This is a genomic window from Xanthomonas sontii, from assembly GCF_040529055.1.
In the GTDB taxonomy this organism is placed as follows: Bacteria; Pseudomonadota; Gammaproteobacteria; order Xanthomonadales; family Xanthomonadaceae; genus Xanthomonas_A; species Xanthomonas_A sontii.
This window is the reverse complement of record NZ_CP132342.1, coordinates 3,081,454-3,098,865: the sequence shown is the minus strand read 5'-3', so window position 1 is coordinate 3,098,865 and position 17,412 is coordinate 3,081,454. Positions and strand designations below refer to the sequence as shown.

General features: G+C 67.6%; 16 protein-coding genes. 3 read left to right on the top strand and 13 right to left on the bottom strand.

Features of this window, described 5'->3' with window-relative positions; all coding sequences use genetic code 11:
* Positions 1-3: 3 nt before the first annotated feature.
* The 7 genes from der to ndk all read right to left on the bottom strand — a co-directional run bounded on the left by der (position 4) and on the right by ndk (position 6,797).
* On the bottom strand, positions 4-1,401 hold the full coding sequence (gene der, locus RAB70_RS13095; protein ID WP_148829485.1) for a ribosome biogenesis GTPase Der: 1,398 nt from the start codon (positions 1,399-1,401) through the stop codon (positions 4-6).
* 18 nt (positions 1,402-1,419) lie between these two features.
* Positions 1,420-2,775, bottom strand: coding sequence for an outer membrane protein assembly factor BamB (bamB, locus tag RAB70_RS13090; protein WP_017910712.1), 1,356 nt, complete (start codon positions 2,773-2,775; stop codon positions 1,420-1,422).
* Positions 2,775-3,413 (bottom strand): tetratricopeptide repeat protein, encoded by a 639-nt coding sequence (locus RAB70_RS13085; protein ID WP_148829484.1) that lies wholly within the window; start codon positions 3,411-3,413, stop codon positions 2,775-2,777. The genes bamB and RAB70_RS13085 overlap by 1 nt, the downstream gene beginning before the upstream one ends.
* 64 nt (positions 3,414-3,477) lie before the next feature.
* Positions 3,478-4,353 (bottom strand): RodZ domain-containing protein, encoded by an 876-nt coding sequence (locus RAB70_RS13080; RefSeq protein WP_148829483.1) that lies wholly within the window; start codon positions 4,351-4,353, stop codon positions 3,478-3,480.
* Positions 4,350-5,141 (bottom strand): type IV pilus biogenesis/stability protein PilW, encoded by a 792-nt coding sequence (pilW, locus tag RAB70_RS13075; RefSeq protein WP_026143845.1) that lies wholly within the window; start codon positions 5,139-5,141, stop codon positions 4,350-4,352. The genes RAB70_RS13080 and pilW overlap by 4 nt, the downstream gene beginning before the upstream one ends.
* 13 nt (positions 5,142-5,154) lie before the next feature.
* Positions 5,155-6,360 (bottom strand): 23S rRNA (adenine(2503)-C(2))-methyltransferase RlmN, encoded by a 1,206-nt coding sequence (rlmN, locus tag RAB70_RS13070; protein WP_087963570.1) that lies wholly within the window; start codon positions 6,358-6,360, stop codon positions 5,155-5,157.
* Between the two features lie 11 nt (positions 6,361-6,371).
* Positions 6,372-6,797 (bottom strand): nucleoside-diphosphate kinase, encoded by a 426-nt coding sequence (gene ndk / locus RAB70_RS13065; RefSeq protein ID WP_002812972.1) that lies wholly within the window; start codon positions 6,795-6,797, stop codon positions 6,372-6,374.
* A 214-nt stretch (positions 6,798-7,011) separates the two neighbouring features.
* Between ndk and RAB70_RS13060 the strand changes: the two genes are divergently transcribed.
* The 3 genes from RAB70_RS13060 (at position 7,012) to RAB70_RS13050 (ending at position 11,409) form a co-directional block, all read left to right on the top strand.
* Positions 7,012-7,644 carry a TetR/AcrR family transcriptional regulator gene (locus RAB70_RS13060; RefSeq protein ID WP_017910707.1) on the top strand — a complete coding sequence of 211 codons (633 nt, stop codon included), beginning with the start codon at positions 7,012-7,014 and terminating at the stop codon, positions 7,642-7,644.
* A 34-nt stretch (positions 7,645-7,678) separates the two neighbouring features.
* Complete coding sequence (locus RAB70_RS13055) at positions 7,679-10,051, top strand: 3-hydroxyacyl-CoA dehydrogenase/enoyl-CoA hydratase family protein (protein ID WP_010342897.1); 2,373 nt, start codon at positions 7,679-7,681, stop codon at positions 10,049-10,051.
* A 152-nt stretch (positions 10,052-10,203) separates the two neighbouring features.
* Positions 10,204-11,409: an acetyl-CoA C-acyltransferase gene (locus tag RAB70_RS13050; protein WP_017913732.1), complete on the top strand. Its 1,206-nt coding sequence runs from the start codon at positions 10,204-10,206 to the stop codon at positions 11,407-11,409.
* Positions 11,410-11,692: 283 nt separating this feature from the next.
* Here the strand turns inward: RAB70_RS13050 and galU are convergent, their stop codons facing one another.
* The 6 genes from galU to RAB70_RS13020 all read right to left on the bottom strand — a co-directional run bounded on the left by galU (position 11,693) and on the right by RAB70_RS13020 (position 17,336).
* Entirely contained in the window at positions 11,693-12,574 is an 882-nt protein-coding gene (gene galU / locus RAB70_RS13045) for a UTP--glucose-1-phosphate uridylyltransferase GalU (RefSeq protein WP_043092104.1), read from the bottom strand.
* Positions 12,574-14,484 (bottom strand): nucleoside-diphosphate sugar epimerase/dehydratase, encoded by a 1,911-nt coding sequence (locus RAB70_RS13040; protein WP_148829482.1) that lies wholly within the window; start codon positions 14,482-14,484, stop codon positions 12,574-12,576. Before RAB70_RS13040 ends, galU begins: the two co-directional genes overlap by 1 nt.
* On the bottom strand, positions 14,484-15,473 hold the full coding sequence (locus RAB70_RS13035) for a glycosyltransferase family 4 protein (RefSeq protein ID WP_148829481.1): 990 nt from the start codon (positions 15,471-15,473) through the stop codon (positions 14,484-14,486). The genes RAB70_RS13040 and RAB70_RS13035 overlap by 1 nt, the downstream gene beginning before the upstream one ends.
* Positions 15,473-16,651 carry a lipopolysaccharide assembly protein LapB gene (gene lapB, locus RAB70_RS13030; RefSeq protein WP_017910701.1) on the bottom strand — a complete coding sequence of 393 codons (1,179 nt, stop codon included), beginning with the start codon at positions 16,649-16,651 and terminating at the stop codon, positions 15,473-15,475. Before lapB ends, RAB70_RS13035 begins: the two co-directional genes overlap by 1 nt.
* 6 nt (positions 16,652-16,657) lie before the next feature.
* Positions 16,658-16,957: a LapA family protein gene (locus RAB70_RS13025; protein ID WP_010342891.1), complete on the bottom strand. Its 300-nt coding sequence runs from the start codon at positions 16,955-16,957 to the stop codon at positions 16,658-16,660.
* Positions 16,958-17,030: 73 nt separating this feature from the next.
* Positions 17,031-17,336 (bottom strand): integration host factor subunit beta, encoded by a 306-nt coding sequence (locus RAB70_RS13020; protein ID WP_010342890.1) that lies wholly within the window; start codon positions 17,334-17,336, stop codon positions 17,031-17,033.
* Between the last annotated feature and the right edge of the window lie 76 nt (positions 17,337-17,412).

Here is a 17,412-nt window from a genome sequence, read left to right as displayed (position 1 = left end):
CGGCTACTTGCCGCGGACGTGCTTCATCAGGCGCCGCTTCTTGGCGATCTGGCGCTCGGTCAGCACGTTCTTCTTGCCTTCGTACGGATTGGCGCCTTCGCGGAACATGAAGCGCACCGGCGTGCCGACCAGCTTGAAGCGCTTGCGGAAGAAGTTCTCCAGGTAGCGCTTGTACGACTCCGGCAGCACCTTCAGGCGCGTGCCGTGGACGATGAAGGTCGGCGGATTGCTACCGCCCGGATGCACGTAGCGCAGCTTGGAGACGTGGCCGCGGATGCTCGGCGGCGGATTGCTCTCGTAGGCGATTTCCAGCGCCTGGTTGACTTCGCTGGTGCTGAACTCGCGCACCGCCGAGGCGTGCGCGCGATGGATCGCCTGGAACAGTTCGCGCATGCCCGAGCCGTGCTTGGCCGAAATGCGCACCGCCTCGGCCCAGGCCACGAAGCCAAGCTTGCGCGACAGCAGGTCTTCGGCCTGGGCACGCTGGTAGTCGCTCTGCCCGTCCCACTTGTTGATCGCCACCACCAGGGCACGGCCGGCATCGAGGATCGCGCCGAGCACGGTCGCGTCCTGATCGGTCACGCCCTCGCCGGCATCGAGCATCAGCACCGCGACCTGGCATTGCTCGATCGCCTGCAGCGTCTTGAACGCGCTGAACTTCTCCACTGCCTCCTCGACGCGGCCGCGGCGACGCAGGCCGGCGGTGTCGATCAGCCGGTACAGGCGGCCGTCGCGCTCCAGATCCACCGCGATCGAGTCGCGGGTGGTGCCGGGCACCTCGGAGGCGATCATGCGCTCCTCGCCCAGCAGGCGATTGACCAGGGTCGACTTGCCCACGTTCGGGCGGCCGACGAAGGCGATGCGCATGCGCGCCGGATCGGTGTCCAGGGTCTCGCCGGCGCCCTCTTCCGGCAGCCGCTCCAGGACCTCGTCAAGCAGGTCGTCGATGCCGTGGCGATGCGCGGCGGAGACCGCGATGGCGTCGCCGAGACCGTAGCGCGCGAATTCGGCGCGCACCTGGTCCTCGTCGGTGCCGTCGATCTTGTTGATCAGCAGCAGGGTCGGCCGCGCCAGCTTGCGCAGCCAGGCCAGGATCTCGTCGTCGAGCGCGGACGATCCCTCGCGACCGTCGACCACGAACAGGATCAGGTCGGCCTCGCCGGCGGCGGCGCGCGCCTGCTCGGCAGTGGCGCCGGCCAGGCCTTCCTCTTCGCCGGAGATGCCGCCGGTGTCGACGATCACGAACGGGGTTTCCGGCTGCAGCCGGCATACCCCGTAGTGGCGGTCGCGGGTGACGCCGGGCTGGTCGTGGACCAGCGCGTCACGGCTGCGCGTCAGCGCATTGAACAGCGTGGACTTGCCGACATTCGGCCGTCCAACCAGGGCGACCAGCGGCAGCATCGCGACATCCTTCTCTTGTTATTGACCCAACCGGAACGCGGTCAGGTCGCCTTTCGTGTTCTGCATCAGCAGGATCCCGTCCGCGACCACCGGCTGCGCCACCAGCGGCTTGCGGCCGACCCGCTCGCGCGCGGCGAACTCGCCGTTGTCGAGCCGGAGCCAGTGCAGATAGCCCTTGTAGTCGCCGACCACGGCGTAATCGCCCTGGATCGCCACGCCGGTCAGCGACCGGCGCGCCAGCCCCGGCTGCGACCACATGGCCGATCCGGAGGCCTTGTCCAGCGCCCACACGGTGCCGGCGTTGTCGGCCACCACCACGTTGCCGGAACTGACGCCGACACCGCCGGCGCCGCCATGATCGCGGTTCCACAGCGGGCGGCCGCTCGGGCCTTCCAGCGCCACGGTCTCGTTCTTGAAGCTGGTCGCATACAGCGTGGTGCCGTCGAGCACCGGAGCGCCGTCGACGTCGGCCATGCGCTCCAGCTCGGTGCGGCCTTCCGGCACGCCGATGGTCTGCTCCCACAGCACGCGACCGTCCTGCATCGCCAGCGCGGCCAGGGTGCCGTCGTCGTTGCCGATGAACAGCACGCCCGGACCCGCCACCACCGGCGCATTGCCGCGCACGGTCAGGCTCGGCAGTTCCTGCGCATTGAACCAGCGCTGCTGCCCGGTCGCCGCATCGAAGGCGGTGGTGCGGCCGTCGTTGCTGCGCACGAACACCATGTTCTGCGCGATCACCGGCGCAGCGATCACTTCGTTGGGCACCTTGGCGCGCCACTTCTCGGTGCCGTTGGCGGCATCGAGCGCGATCACGGCGCCGTCCAGCGCACCGACGACCACCAGGCCGTCGCCCACGCCCGGACCACCGGCAAAACGCGGCAGCGGACGCTTCTTCTCGAGCCGCTTGCGCTCCTTGGCCTGCTGCTTCTCGTTGCGCAGGCGCTGCTTGTAGGCGGCGCGCTCGTCCTTGGACAGGTTCTTGCCGGACTCGCTCTCGACCTGGCTCTTCGGCTGGTCCTCGGCCTGCGACAGCTGCTGCTTGCGCGCCTGCTTGGCGTCGTATTCCCAAATGGTCTTGCCGGTCTGCAGATCCAGCGCGTACACCGTGCCGGAGGTCGCGGCCGCATACACCTTGCCGTCGGCGACTACCGGGCGCTGGCGCACGCCGATCTGGCGCTCACCCTTGCCGGCGTCGGTGGACCACAGCTTCACCACCTTCACCGACGGGGTGAACTTCACCAGTTCGGCCGGCTCGGCGGCTTTCTTGGCGGCCGCATCCTTGCCGGCGAACCAGCCCTTGACGGTGGTGCAGCCCGACAAGGCCAGACCCAGCAGGGCCACGGTGGCGACACGCTTGAACATGACTACCTTCATCAGATCGGCTCCGCGGCATTCGGCACGCTGCCGCCCGCATCCATCAATTTCGTTTCGACCACGCGCCGCTGCGGCGAGGCCACGTCCAGGCTGGTCAGCGCCTTGGCGTACGCATCGCGCGCCGCCTCGCGCTTGCCCTGCGCGATCAGCGCATCGCCGCGAATCTCCAGACCTTGCGAATCGGTGGCCGAGGCCACCAGCGCCAGCGCGTCCTGCGGCTTGCCGCCGGAAATCAGCAACCGCGCCACGCGATGGTCGACCAGCACCTTCATTTCGCCGTCGGCCTTGAGCGCGCGCAGCGTGGTCAACGCGGCATCGGACTTGCCGGCATCGACCTGCGCCTTGGCCAGGCGCAGCGCCGCCAGTTCGGCGTAGATGTTGGTCGAGCCCTGCTGCAGTTCGGCCATGTCCTTGGCCGCCTTGTCCAGCTGATTGGCTTGGATGCTCTTGAGCACCGCTTCGTAGCGGACGTTGGCCTGGGCCAGATCGTTGGACCGCTGCTTGGTCCACCACTGCCAGCCGATGATCGCGCCAAGGCCCAGGACGATGCCGCCGATCAGGCCGGCGCCGTTCTTCCTGAGCCAAGTGCGGACGCGTTCGCTTTGTTCGTGCTCGTCGAGCAGGTCGTCAATCGCCATGCGTACTCTCGCCCCGCCGCTGCGACGGGACATGAAATGTTGAAGATGAGGAACCGCGCCGCCGTCACTCGGAGGCGGGCACCACGGAACCGTCAGAGGATACCGCAAAGCGCGCCACGTTCGCGCGCCTGAACGGAGTCAGATCCACGGTACTCCCGGATTGCTGAACCTGGACCGCCGAGGCATTGCCCAGCACCACACGTCCGACCTGCCCCGGCGCGTACGTGCGGGTCTCGCCGGCCTTCAGCAGTGCCTTCTCCACCGGCGTGCCGTCGGGCGCGAGGATCTGCACCCAGCTATCGCCCTGGAACGACAGGCTCAGACTGTTCTTCTCCGGCTCCGCCGCCGGACGCGGCATCGGCGTCAGCGACGCGATGTACGGCGCCGCGGCGCTTGGCGCCGGACGCGCGGTCGCCGACGTGGTCGGCACCGAAGCAGCAGCGCCGTTGGCCGGCGTCGCCGTCGCGGCAGCGGTCGTGCCCGGCGTGCCCGGCACCACGTCCAGCGAGGCGGTGCTGGGGCCGCCTTCGTCGGCGAAATGGCTACGGGTGGCGTACCACACCGGTACCGCCAATCCGGCGGTGATCACCACGTAGACCATGCGCCGCGTGGCGCTCTCGAGCATGCGCCGCAGCGGCGGCGTGTGCGTGTGGCTGATCAATTCGACCGGCTGCACCGGCGCGATCTGCGCGGTCTGCAGCAAGGGCTCCAAGTCGACGCCGAGCAGGCGCGCGTAGCTGCGCAGCTGCCCGCGGACAAAGACCGGCGCGCCAAGGCGCTGCCACTGCTCCGACTCGAGTGCCTGCACCACATGCACCGGCATGCGCAGTCGGCTGCCGACGTCGTCGATGCTCAGGCCGGCCGCTTCGCGCGCTTCGCGGAGCTGTTGCCCGCAGCCTTTGGCGCCATCGAAAGCGTTCGGATTGGAATCACTGATCACAATGCACTAGCCCCGGGTGTCGTGGTCGCGGCGTCGGGAAACTCCTTGCGCAACCGCTGTTGGTAACGGCCGGCGGCAGCCTTGTCGCCCAGCCTTTGCTCAATCTGAATAGCAAGTTGTAACACGGAAGCGGTGGCAGGCGCAGCCGCCAGACGCCGCTCGGAGAAGGCCCGCGCCTCGAAAAAGCGCCCTTGCGCGACCTCGTTGCGGGCCATCGCCTCGAGTGCGTACGCGTTGTCCGGATCCAGCTCCAGCGCCTTGCGCAGGTCGCGCTCGCCACGCTCGCGCTGGCCGACCTGCAGTGCGCAGCCGCCGGCGTTGGCCAGCGCCGAGGCCGGCGTGGCGTAGTCCTGCAGCGCGAGCGCGCGGTCGAACCAGGCCAGCGACTCCGCCGGCGAGCCGTTCGCGCACAGCCAGGCACCGTAGTTGTTCAAGGTCGCGCCGTTGCTCGGCGCCAGCTCGGCGGCCTTGCGGTAGTACCCGCCGGCGGTCGCGGCATCGCCCTTGCGATCGGCGACCACCGCCAGCACGGTCAGTGCGTCGACCGAGTCGGCGTCCACTGCCAGCGCCTTGCGCGCGTGCGTCTGCGCAGCGTCCAGGTCGTTGGAGGCGAGCCCGTTGGCGGCCAGGCCGAGTTGTTCCTGCAAGGCCACGCGCGACTTCACCGCGCGGCTGTCGCGGAAGGAATAATGCGGCTGCACCTGTTCGGCGGTGCGCACGGTGCCGGTCTTGGCAGCGATCCAGTTGCAGCCCGGCAAGGCCAGCACTGCGATCGCCACCACCGCGATGGAACGCCCTTGGCTACGCCGCCGCATCCCGATCCGCCCGCGTCTGCAATTCGCGCTTGAACTCGGCCTGCCGGCGGGTACGGTCCATGACCTGCCCCTTGAGCTGCCCGCAGGCCGCATCGATGTCGTCGCCGCGCGTGCGCCGCACCATGGTCAGCACCTGTGCGTCCAGCAGGATCTTCTGGAATGCACGGATCTCGGTCTCGCCGGAGCGCTCGTAGCGCGTGCCCGGGAACGGATTGAACGGGATCAGGTTGACCTTGCCGGCGTTCGACGCCTGCACCGCGTTGTCGAACTGGCGCATCAGCCGCGCCAGCTGCCGCGCATGCTCGGGCTGGTCGTTGATCCCCTTCATCAGGGTGTATTCGAAGGTCACCGACTCGCGGCGCTTGTTGGCGCGCAGGTAGCGCGCACAGGCGTCCATCAGTTCGGCGATCGGGTACTTCTTGTTGAGCGGGACCAGGGTCTCGCGCAGCGCGTCGTTGGGCGCATGCAGCGACACCGCCAGCGACACGTCGCTCTCGCTGGACAGGCGGTCGATCTGCGGCACCAGGCCCGAGGTGGACAGGGTCACGCGCTTGTTGGCCAGGCCGTAGCCCAGGTCGTCGCGCATCACGCTCATCGCGCGCACGACGTTGTCGAAATTCATCAGCGGCTCGCCCATGCCCATCATCACCACGTTGGTGAGGCGGCGCATCTGGTGCGGCACGTTGCCCAGGTGCCGCGCCGCCACCCACACCTGGCCGATGATCTCGGCGGTGGAGAGGTTGCGGTTGAATCCCTGGGTGGCGGTGGAGCAGAAGGTGCAGTTGAGGCCGCAGCCGACCTGCGAGGACACGCACAGCGTGCCGCGGGTCTTGTCGGGGATGTAGACGGTCTCGATCGCGTTCTTGCCGTCCACGCCCATCGCCAGCAGCCACTTGTGGGTGCCGTCGGCGGAAGGCTTGTCGAACACGATATTGGGGACGACGACCTCGGCATGCTGCTGCAGCTTGGCGCGCAGCGCCTTGCCGAGGTCGGTCATCTGGTCGAAGTCGGTGACGTAGCGGTGGTGGATCCACTTCATCACCTGGTGGGCGCGGTAACGCGCTTCGCCGAGGGTCTCGGCGAAGAAGCGCTCCAGCCCCTCGCGATCGAGGTCGAGCAGATTCTGCTTGGCCGCCGCGCCGGTCCGCACGGGATCGGCGATGGCCAAGGGAGGATGGACGACCTCGTTCACGACGACCTCGCTTAGCGCGAAACCACTTCAGTGGCGGCGAAGAAATACGCCACTTCGTTGGCGGCGTTCTCGACCGAATCCGAGCCGTGCGCGGCGTTGGCGTCGATCGAATCGGCGAAGTCGGCGCGGATGGTGCCCGGCGCGGCGTCCTTCGGGTTGGTGGCGCCCAGCAGGTCGCGGTGCGCGGCCACGGCGTTCTCGCCTTCCAGCGCCTGGATCATCACCGGGCCGGAGATCATGAACTCGACCAGCGCGTTGAAGAACGGACGCTCGCGGTGCACGGCGTAGAAGCCCTCGGCCTCGCGGCGCGACAGCTGCTTGTACTTGGCGGCCACGACCTTCAGGCCGGCCTTCTCGAAGCGCGAGTAGATTTCGCCGATGACGTTCTTGGCGACGGCATCGGGCTTGATGATGGACAGGGTGCGCTCCAGCGCCATGGGAAGTTCTCCGTTGGGCGGGCCACTGAAGGCCCGAGGTTAACATGAAAAAAACCCGCGTCAAAACGCGGGCTTAGCCAGAATTGCGATGGACAATTCTATCCAATCGGCGCCGGCTTTGCACGGCCAGGCTGAATCGTGCTGCAAAGCAGCATGACGCGCCCACCGCCCGGGCCTAGACTCAAACAATCGTTTGATTGATTCTGGCGGCCGCATGGCAAAGCAAGCGCACTTCTCGACCAAGGACCGCATCCTCAGTGCAGCCGAGGAACTGTTCGCGCAACACGGCTTTTCCGGCACCTCGCTGCGCCAGGTCACCAGCCAGGCCGACGTCAACATCGCCGCGGTGAACTACCACTTCGGGTCCAAGGAAAACCTGGTCAACGAGGTGTTCCGGCGGCGCATGGACGAAATGACCGCCGCGCGCATGGCGCAGCTGGAAACCGCGCAGCGGCAGCATCCCGGCCAGCTCGGCCCGGTGCTGGCGGCCTTCGTCGAGCCGGCCCTGGCGATGGCCCAGGAGCGGCAGAGCGGCGGCGCCTTCGTGCGGGTGATCGCCCGCGCCTATGCCGAGAACAACGACAGCCTGCGCCAGTTCCTGTCCGACCACTACGGCCATGTGCTGCGCGAGTTCGGCAAGGCCATCGCCGCCTGCGTGCCCGGGCTGAGCAAGCAGGAACTGTACTGGCGCCTGGATTTCCTGGCCGGCGCCCTGACCTACGCCATGGCCGACTTCGGCCTGATCAAGCGCCCCGCCGGCGTCAGCGAGGGCGCGCACCGTGCCCACGCCGCCCGCGAACTCATCCGTTTCGCCGAAGCCGGCTTCCTCGCCCATTCGGTTCCCTGATCCCGCAAACGTTGACCCACAGAGGCTGATCGCTATGTCCAATCCCCTGCTCGTCCGCCGTGCCGCCGTCCTGGGCGCGGGCGTGATGGGTGCGCAGATCGCTGCGCACCTGACCAACGCCGGCGTCGACACCGTGCTGTTCGACCTCCCCGCCAAGGAAGGCCCCGCCGATGGCGTGGTGCTCAAGGCGATCGCCAACCTGACCAAGCTCAGCCCGGCGCCGCTGGCCAGCACCGCGCTGGCCGAGGCCATCACCCCGGCCAACTACGACTCCGGCCTGGAGCAGCTGCGCGGCTGCGACCTGATCATCGAAGCCATCGCCGAGCGCATGGACTGGAAACAGGACCTCTACAAGAAGATCGCGCCGTTCGTGGCCGACCATGCGGTGCTGGCCTCCAACACCTCCGGCCTGGGCATCAACGCCCTGTCCGACGTGCTGCCGGAACAGCTGCGCCACCGCTTCTGCGGCGTGCACTTCTTCAACCCGCCGCGCTACATGCACCTGGCCGAGCTGATCCCGGCCAAGCACACCGAGCCGGCGGTGCTGGAAGGCCTGGAGAGCTTCCTGGTCACCACCCTGGGCAAGGGCGTGGTCTACGCCAAGGACACCCCGAACTTCATCGGCAACCGCATCGGCGTGTTCTCGATCCTGTCCACCATCCACCACACCGAGCAGTTCGGCCTGGGCTTCGACGAGGTCGACGGTCTCACCGGCCCGCTGGTCGGCCGCCCGAAGTCGGCCACCTACCGCACCTCCGACGTGGTCGGCCTGGACACCATGGCCCACGTCATCAAGACCATGGGCGACACCCTGCCGAACGATCCGTGGCATGCCTTCTTCAAGGCGCCGAAGTGGCTGGAGGCGCTGATCGGCAAGGGCGCGCTGGGCCAGAAGACCGGCGCCGGCATCTTCCGCAAGGTCGGCAAGGACATCGTGGTGCTGGACCTGCAGAAGCAGGACTACCGCCCGGCCGACCGCGCCGCCGCACCGGAAGTGGTCGAGATCCTGAAGATCAAGAACCCGGCCGAGAAGTTCGCCAAGCTGCGCGAGAGCCAGCATCCGCAGGCGCAGTTCCTGTGGGCGACCTTCCGCGACCTGTTCCACTACAGCGCCTACCACCTGGCCGACATCGCCGAAACCGCGCGCGACGTGGACCTGGCGATCCGCTGGGGCTACGGCTGGGCGCTGGGTCCGTTCGAGACCTGGCAGGCCGCGGGCTGGAAGCAGGTCGCGCAGTGGATCGCCGACGACATCGCCGCCGGCAAGAGCATGAGCAGCGCGCCGCTGCCGAACTGGGTGTTCGATGGCCGCGACGGCGTGCACGCCGCCGAAGGTTCGTACAGCCCGGCGCGCGACGCCAAGCTGCCGCGCTCGGCGCTGCCGGTGTACAAGCGCCAGCGCTTCCCCGATCCGCTGCTGGGCGAGAAGTTCGCGCAGGGCGAGACCGTGTTCGAGAACGACGGCCTGCGCATGTGGCACGACGGCGACGACATCGCCGTGGTCAGCTTCAAGACCAAGATGAACACCGTCTCCGACCAGGTGCTGGACGGCCTGCAGGAAGCGGTGGGCCGCGCCGAGAAGGACTTCAAGGGCCTGGTGCTGTGGCAGCACAAGGAACCCTTCTCCGCCGGCGCCGACCTGGCCGGCGCGCTGGGCCTGCTGCAGGCCGGCAAGGTCGATGCGTTCGAGGCGATGGTCGCCAACTTCCAGGCCACCAGCCAGCGCATCAAGTACTCGCTGGTGCCGGTGGTCGCGGCGGTGCGCGGGCTGGCGCTGGGCGGCGGTTGCGAGTTCCAGATGCACAGCGCCAAGACCGTGGCCGCGCTGGAGAGCTACATCGGCCTGGTCGAGGCCGGCGTGGGCCTGCTGCCGGCCGGTGGCGGCCTCAAGGAGATCGCGGTGCGCGCGGCGCAGGCGGCGGGTCCGGGCGGCGACGTGTTCGCCGAGCTGAAGAAGACCTTCGAGACCGTGGCCATGGCCAAGGTTTCCACCTCGGCGGTCAACGCCAAGGAACTGGGCCTGCTGCGCGGCACCGACAAGGTGGTGTTCAACAGCTACGAATCGCTGTACATCGCCAAGGCCGAGGCGCGCGCCCTGGCCGAGGGCGGCTACCGCCCGCCGCTGCCGGCCCGACGCATCCAGGTCGCTGGCGACGTCGGCATCGCCACCTTCAAGATGCTGCTGGTCAACATGCTGGAAGGCCGCTTCATCAGCGAATACGACTACGAGATCGCCACCCGCATCGCCACCGTGCTGTGCGGCGGCGAGGTCGACCGCGGCGCGCTGGTGGACGAGGAATGGCTGCTCAAGCTCGAGCGCAAGCACTTCGTCGAACTGGCCCAGCAGGAAAAGACCCAGGCGCGCATCGGGCACATGCTGAAGACGGGCAAGCCGCTTAGGAACTGAGAATCGGGAATGGGGAATCGGGAATGGAAACGCATTCCCGGCTCCTCCTTCTCCCCCTAATTTTCTGCCGGAAATAGGACTGCTGCAGATCGCGCGAATCGCTTCACGATTCCCGACTCCCCATTCCCCATTCCCGGCTTTCGGAGAAAGCCATGAGCAAACAGATCCAGGAAGCCTACATCGTCGCCGCCACCCGCACCCCGGTCGGCAAGGCGCCCAAGGGCATGTTCCGCAACACCCGTCCCGACGACATGCTGGCGCACGTGCTGCGCGCGGTGGTGGCGCAGGCGCCGGGCATCGACACCTCGCGCATCGACGACGCGATCATCGGCTGCGCGATGCCCGAGGGCGAGCAAGGCATGAACGTGGCGCGCATCGGCGTGCTGCTGGCCGGCCTGCCGAACTCGGTGGCCGGGCAGACCATCAACCGCTTCTGCTCCTCGGGCATCCAGGCGGTGGCGCTGGCCGCCGACCAGATCCGCCTGGGCAACGCCGACCTGATGCTGGCCGGCGGCACCGAATCGATGTCGATGGTGCCGATGATGGGCAACAAGGTCGCGCTGTCGCCGAGCGTGTTCGCCGACGACCACGTGGCCATCGCCTACGGCATGGGCATCACCGCCGAGAAGGTGGCCGAGGAATGGAAGGTGTCGCGCGAGGACCAGGATGCCTTCGCCCTCGCCTCGCACCAGAAGGCCATCGCCGCGATCGCCGCCGGCGAGTTCCGCGACGAGATCAGCCCCTACGAGATCCTCTCGCACCAGCCCGACCTGGCCGGCAACGTCATCGCCCTGCGCAAGAAGCTGGTCGACACCGACGAAGGCCCGCGTCCGGACAGCTCGATCGAAGGCCTGGCCAAGCTGCGCCCGGTGTTCCGCAACGGCCAGTTCGGCGGCAGCGTCACCGCCGGCAACTCCTCGCAGATGAGCGACGGCGCCGGTGCGGTACTGCTGGCCTCCGAGCAGGCGATCAAGGACTACGGGCTGACCCCGCTGGCCCGCTTCGTCAGCTTCTCGGTGGCCGGCGTGCGTCCGGAAGTGATGGGCATCGGCCCGATCGAGGCGATTCCGAAGGCGCTCAAGCAGGCCGGCCTGAGCAAGGACCAGTTGGACTGGATCGAGCTCAACGAAGCCTTCGCCGCGCAGTCGCTGGCGGTGATCCGCGACAGCGGCCTGGATCCGTCCAAGGTCAACCCGCTGGGCGGCGCCATCGCCCTGGGCCATCCGCTCGGCGCCACCGGCGCGATCCGCACCGCGACCCTGGTGCACGGCCTGCGTCGCCACAAGCAGAAGTACGGCATGGTCACCATGTGCATCGGCACCGGCATGGGCGCGGCGGGGATCATCGAAGCACTGTAAGCATGCGCTCCCCTACCCTCGTCCGTTTCTGTGGGCCACCTTTCCCCAAAGGACACCATGGTCCCGATGGGAAAAGGGAACAGCTATAGCCCCTCTCCCACCGGGAGAGGGGTTGGGGTGAGGGTCCGGCACCAAGCGTTGTTGTCAGACCAGCGCAAAAACAGAAAAAGGCAGCCTCACGGCTGCCTTTTTCTGTTTGTCACCTGATTCGCCTATCTGGATCGGATCAGTGCCTGAAGCTCATTGACCCGTGCGCCACCCACAGCGGCGCACGGCACCAGGCTTACTCCTCGGCGAGCATCTGGGTCAGCTTCTCACGCGCCGGCTTGGCCAGCTTCTTGTTCTCCAGCGCAAACCGGATGGTCGCCTCGACCAGGCCCAGGTGGGTACCGCAGTCGAAACGGGTGCCCTCGAAACGGTAGGCGTCCACTTCCTCGCTCTTCAGCAGCGCGGCGATGGCGTCGGTCAGCTGGATCTCGCCGCCCGCACCGGTGCCGGTGCTTTCCAGCAGTTCGAAGATCTTCGAGCTGAGCACGTAGCGCCCGACAACCGCCAGATCGCTCGGCGCGTCTTCCGGCTTGGGCTTCTCTACGATCTGCGCGATGCGGCCCTTGCGGCCGTCGAAGGCCTCGGTAGCCACGATGCCGTAGCTGGCGGTATTCTCGTGCGGCACGTCTTCCACCGCGATCACGCTGGCGCCGCTGCGTTCGTTGAGATCGGCCATCTGCTTCAGCGCGCCGTCGCCACGGTTCCAGATCAGGTCGTCCGGCAGCAGCACCGCGAACGGCTCGTCCCCGATGACCGACTTGGCGCACAGCACGGCGTGGCCCAGGCCCAGCGCTTCGGCCTGGGTCACGAAGACCGCGCGCACGCCGTCCGGCAGCACGTGGCGGATCATTTCCAGCTGCTCGTGCTTGCCGGCACGCTCCAGCTTCTGCTCCAGTTCGTAGGCCTTGTCGAAATAATCCGCGACCGCGTGCTTGTAGCGGTTGGTGACGAAGATCAGGGTGTCGCACCCGGCTTCGATCGCCTCATCCACGGCATACTGGATCAGCGGCCGATCGATGATCGGCAGCATTTCCTTGGGAACGGTCTTGGTGGCGGGAAGGAAGCGGGTACCCAAACCTGCCACCGGGAATACTGCCTTGCGGATTCTCTTGCTCATCAGAGCCTTCTGGCCTCGCGTGCGGGGAATGGAACGATGGTAGCGGAGCCGTCGTGACCGTCTTGCTGACGCAAGGGCGCGAACTCCGGCATGGTCATGCGCAACACCTTCTCGATGGTGTCGCTGTCGTAGTCGGCCACGGCGGCGCGCAACTGCTGCACGCCGCGCAGCACGTCCTCGCGCGAGAAGCTGCGCACGCCGGCCTCGAGGATCTTCGGATGCGAGGTGGGCCGGTAGTTCTCGTCGGCGTAGAACAGCGTCTCGTGCAGCTTCTCTCCCGGACGCAGGCCGGTATAGACGATAGCGATGTCGCGCCCGGGCTGCTTGCCCGCCAGGCGGATCATCTGCTCGGCAAGCAGTCGGATCGGAACCGGCTCGCCCATATCCAGCGTATAGATGGCGCCATGCGACGCCGAGGCCGCCGCCTGCACGATCAGCTGGCTGGCTTCGGGAATGGTCATGAAGTAGCGCGTCACCTGCGGATCGGTGACCGTCACCGGGCCGCCCTGGCGGATCTGCTCGCGGAACAGCGGCACCACGCTGCCGGCCGAGTCCAGCACGTTGCCAAAGCGCACGGTGACGAAGCGCGTGCTCACCGCCTGGTCGTCCAGCGACTGGCACACCATTTCGGCGTAGCGCTTGGAGGCGCCGAGCAGGTTGACCGGATTGACCGCCTTGTCGGTGGAAATGAACACGAAGGTCGAGACCTTGGCCGCGACACAGGCGCGCGCCACGTTCTCGGTGGCCAGCACATTGTTGCGCACCGCCTCGCGACACTGCCGCTCCAGCAGCGGCACCTGCTTGTAGGCGGCGGCATGGAACACCGCGTCCGGCTCGGCCACCTGCATGGCGTGGCGGATCACCGCCGGATCGCCGCAATCGCCGAGCACGCAGTCGATCTCCAGATCGGGGAAGGTCCGGTGCAGGTCGGCATGGATGGTAATCAGCGCCAGCTCGTTGATCTCCAGCAGCACGATCTTATGCGCACCGTGACGCGCGCACTGACGGCACAGTTCCGAGCCGATCGAGCCGCCCGCGCCGGTGACCAACACGGTCCGCCCGGACAACCAACCCTTGATCAGCTTCCAGTCCGGGGTCACCGGCTTGCGCCCGAGCAGGTCCTCGATCGCGACCTCCTTCAGTTCGCCCGGCAGGTAATGGCCGTCGAGCACATCGAGCAGGCGCGGCACGGTGCGGAACGGCAGGCCGGTGCTTTCGCAGATCGCCACGACGCGCTGCATGCCGGCCGCGTCCAGCGACGGAATCGCGATGACCAGCAGCTTGGCCGCGGTTTCCTTGGCGATCGCGCCGGCTTCGTCGATGCGGCCGAGGATCGGCAGGCCCTGCAGCTTGGCGCCGTGCAGATGGCCGGCGTCGTCGACGAAGCCGACCGGATGATAGGCGCCGGAACGGCGCAGGTCGCGTACCAGCGCCTCGGCCGCGCGGCCTGCGCCGACGATCAACACCCGCCGCGCCGTATCGTCCGAGTGCGCGATCTGATAATCCTTCCAGGCGCGGTACAGCAGGCGCGGTGCGCCCAGCAGCGCCGACAGCGCGAACGGATACACCATCAGCACCGACAGCGGGATCGCGTCGAAGCGGCTGTAGGCCAGCCCCAGCACGATCGCCACCAGGCCATAGAAGCTGGCCTTGAAGATATTGAGCAGGTCGGGAACGCTGGCGAAGCGCCACAGGCCGCGGTACAGGCCCACCTTCCAGAACACCAGCCCCTGGGCCACCAGCACGATGGCGGTGTTGAGGTTCCACAGCGGCAACGGATGCTCGCCGGGAAGCATGGTGTAGCGCGCGGCGTGCAGCAATTGCCAACAGACCCAGACGATGGCCAGATCGTGGAGGACCACGGAGGCCTTGGGAAACAACTCGGTGACTCGGTCGCGCGTGGAAAGCATCAGTGATCCGTGAGAGTTCGGCGCATCCGGTTGCGCAAGGCCAGCCAAAGCACACCTGCCGAACAGAACCAGGCGATCGTCAGACCAGCCTGCGTGCCCGCATCCAGGGGCCTGCCCAGCCGCGCAATTGTAATCGCGACAATGCTGAACAGACCGTAGGCGAGCGTGACGACAGTATGGCTACTGCCGGTGTGTACCCAACGCTGGTAAAAATGTTGCGCGTGCGGTTGCCACCAGCGTTCGCCGGCGAGCATGCGCGAGACGAGCGTGAAGCCTGCGTCGATGGCAAAGGCCGACAGCGGCAATGCCGGCAGCCAGGGCGCCTGGCCGCCGGCGACGAGGCACCAGGCGAACAGCGCGGCGATCAGGTAGCCAAGCGCGCCACTGCCGACATCGCCGAGGAAAATGCGCGCCCGGGGGTAGTTGAACGGCAAAAATCCCGCGCAGGCCACCAGCAGCACCCAGCACGGCCAGCGCAGCGGCGCCGGCAGCAGGCAGGCGAATCCCAGGGCGGCGAGCATCGCCTGGCTGCTGGCCAGGCCATTGATGCCGTCCATGAAATTCCAGATATTGATTAGCGAAACCGTCGCCAACCACACCAGCGCGACGATCCACAGCGGTTGGCTCGCCTTGTAGACAAGTGCAGCCAGCAGGGTCGCGGCGACCGCATGCACCAGCAATCGCAGCGCCGCCGATAGCGACCGGTGGTCGTCCCACCAGCCGACGCCAGCGACCAGCACCAGGCCGGCGGCGACGGTGGCGATACCCGCGCCGTGCTGCGGCCATTGCAGGGCCGCCCAGCCGCAGGCCAGCAGCACCGCCGCCACGATCGCCGCGCCACCGCCGCGCGGCGTGGCCACGGTGTGACTGCGCCGCTCGCCCGGCGCGTCCATCAGCTTGCGTTTGAGTGCGTACTGGCGCGACAGCCAGGTGCCGGCCGCGCTGAACACCCCGAGCGCCAAGAGCAGCGCGGCTCCTGCGATGGGCACTACACCACCGCGTAGTTGAGCAACGGCTTGACCGTGCCCCACTCCTTGCAGCTGGGGCATTGCCAGTGGTGGGTGCGCGCGCCGAAGCCGCAGCGGGTGCAGCGGTAGCTGGGATTGCGCACCAGCAGCTGGTCGGTGATGTGCTTGAGATCCTGCAGGGTCGCGGTGGAATCGGCGCCCTCGGCCAGGGTCAGGTCGATCAGCGCGGACTCGCCGCGCACCGACGGCCGGTCCTTGAGCTGCCGGCCCAGGTAGGAACGCGCGGCGGAAATGCCTTCCTGCGACTCCATGAGCCGGGTCAGCGCCAGCACCGGAGCGATACCGCGGTAGTGCTCGGTCATCTCCGACAGGAACGCGCGCGCGCCGCTGAGATCGTTGCCGCGGCGGTAGCACTCCATCAGCGCCGGCATGATCTCCGGCAGGTAGTCCGGGTCGTGGCGCGCGGCGCGCTCGAAGGCGCGGATGGCGGCCTCGTCGTTGCCGTCGTCGACGTCGATGCGCCCTTCCAGGATGCCGGCACGCACCGACTTGGCATCGGCCTGGTAGGCGCGCGCGATCGCCTCCCGCGCCAGATCGTTCTTGCCGGAGGCGCGGTAGCGGTCGGCCAGCTCGCATTCGAACTGGGCGATCAGCTTGCCCATCGGCTCGCCGGTCACCTCTTCGTAGCGGGTGGCGTTGTCGATGGCCTTTTCCCAGTCGCGTTCGGCCTGGTAGATGCCGATCAGGTGCTTGAGCGCCTGCGGCGCACGCTGGTCGATCTGCGCCAGCTCGGTGAACACGGTTTCGGCGCGGTCCAGCAGCCCCGACTTCATGTAGTCCTCGCCCAGCGCCAGCAAGGCCTGCACGCGCTGCGCGTCGCTCAGATCGCCGCGCTGGACCAGGCCCTGATGCAGGCGGATGGCGCGGTCGACCTCACCGCGGCGACGGAACAGGTGGCCCAGCGCGACCTGGGTCTCGAAGGTTTCCTTGTCCAGTTCGGCGATGTGCAGGAACAGCTCGATCGCCTTGTCCGGCTGCTCGTTGAGCAGGTAGTTGAGGCCGCGGAAATAGGTGCTGGACAGCCGGCTGACCTGGGTATCGCCATGGCGCTGGCCGCCACGGCGGCCGATCACCCAGCCGCTCAATGCCGCCAGCGGCAGGAACAGGAAGAACCAGAACCACTCGGTCAGAAAGTCCATCGAAGATCAGCGTCCGTCCAAGGGCTGGTGGGCATGGGGGGAGACCGGCGCGACGGCCGGGGCAGCGGCGTTCGCGGCCTTGTTGGCGCGACGCAGCTTGGCATACAGGGGGATCACCAGGGCCGCCAGGACCAGCGAGGCGCCGATCAGCACGCCGGCGAACAGCGAGACGATGATGGCGATGCCGGAGGTGGTGGCGATGCTGGAGAACACGAAGTTGATCTGGATCGGCTGCGAATTGAGCGACCCGATGACCAGGCCGGCCAACAGCAACACCAGCAGGATCAGCAGTCGTGCGATCTTCATGAGCAACTCCAGCGTCGGGAGACACTAGATTAGCCGAACAGGCGTGGATTCCGGCAAGCGCCGGACGCCGGGCTCAGGGCGTGTCGGATTCGACCGGGACGACGCCGCTCACGCGCTCGCGCAGCTCCTTGCCGGGCTTGAAATGCGGCACGTGCTTGCCGGGAAGCGCGACGGACTCGCCGGTCTTGGGATTGCGTCCCAGGCGCGGCGGCCGGTAATGCAGGGAAAAGCTGCCGAAGCCGCGGATCTCGATGCGATCGCCGCCGGACAGGGCGCCGCCCATCATTTCCAACAACGACTTCACCGCCAGATCGACGTCGTCCGACTTCAGATGCGCCTGCTTGCGCGCCAGGATTTCGATCAGCTCGGATTTGGTCATTTACGGATGCGTGCAGTGGGGTCGCAACCTGGCACGGCCCGGGAACACCGGGCCGTGCCAGTAACGCTGCGTGTGG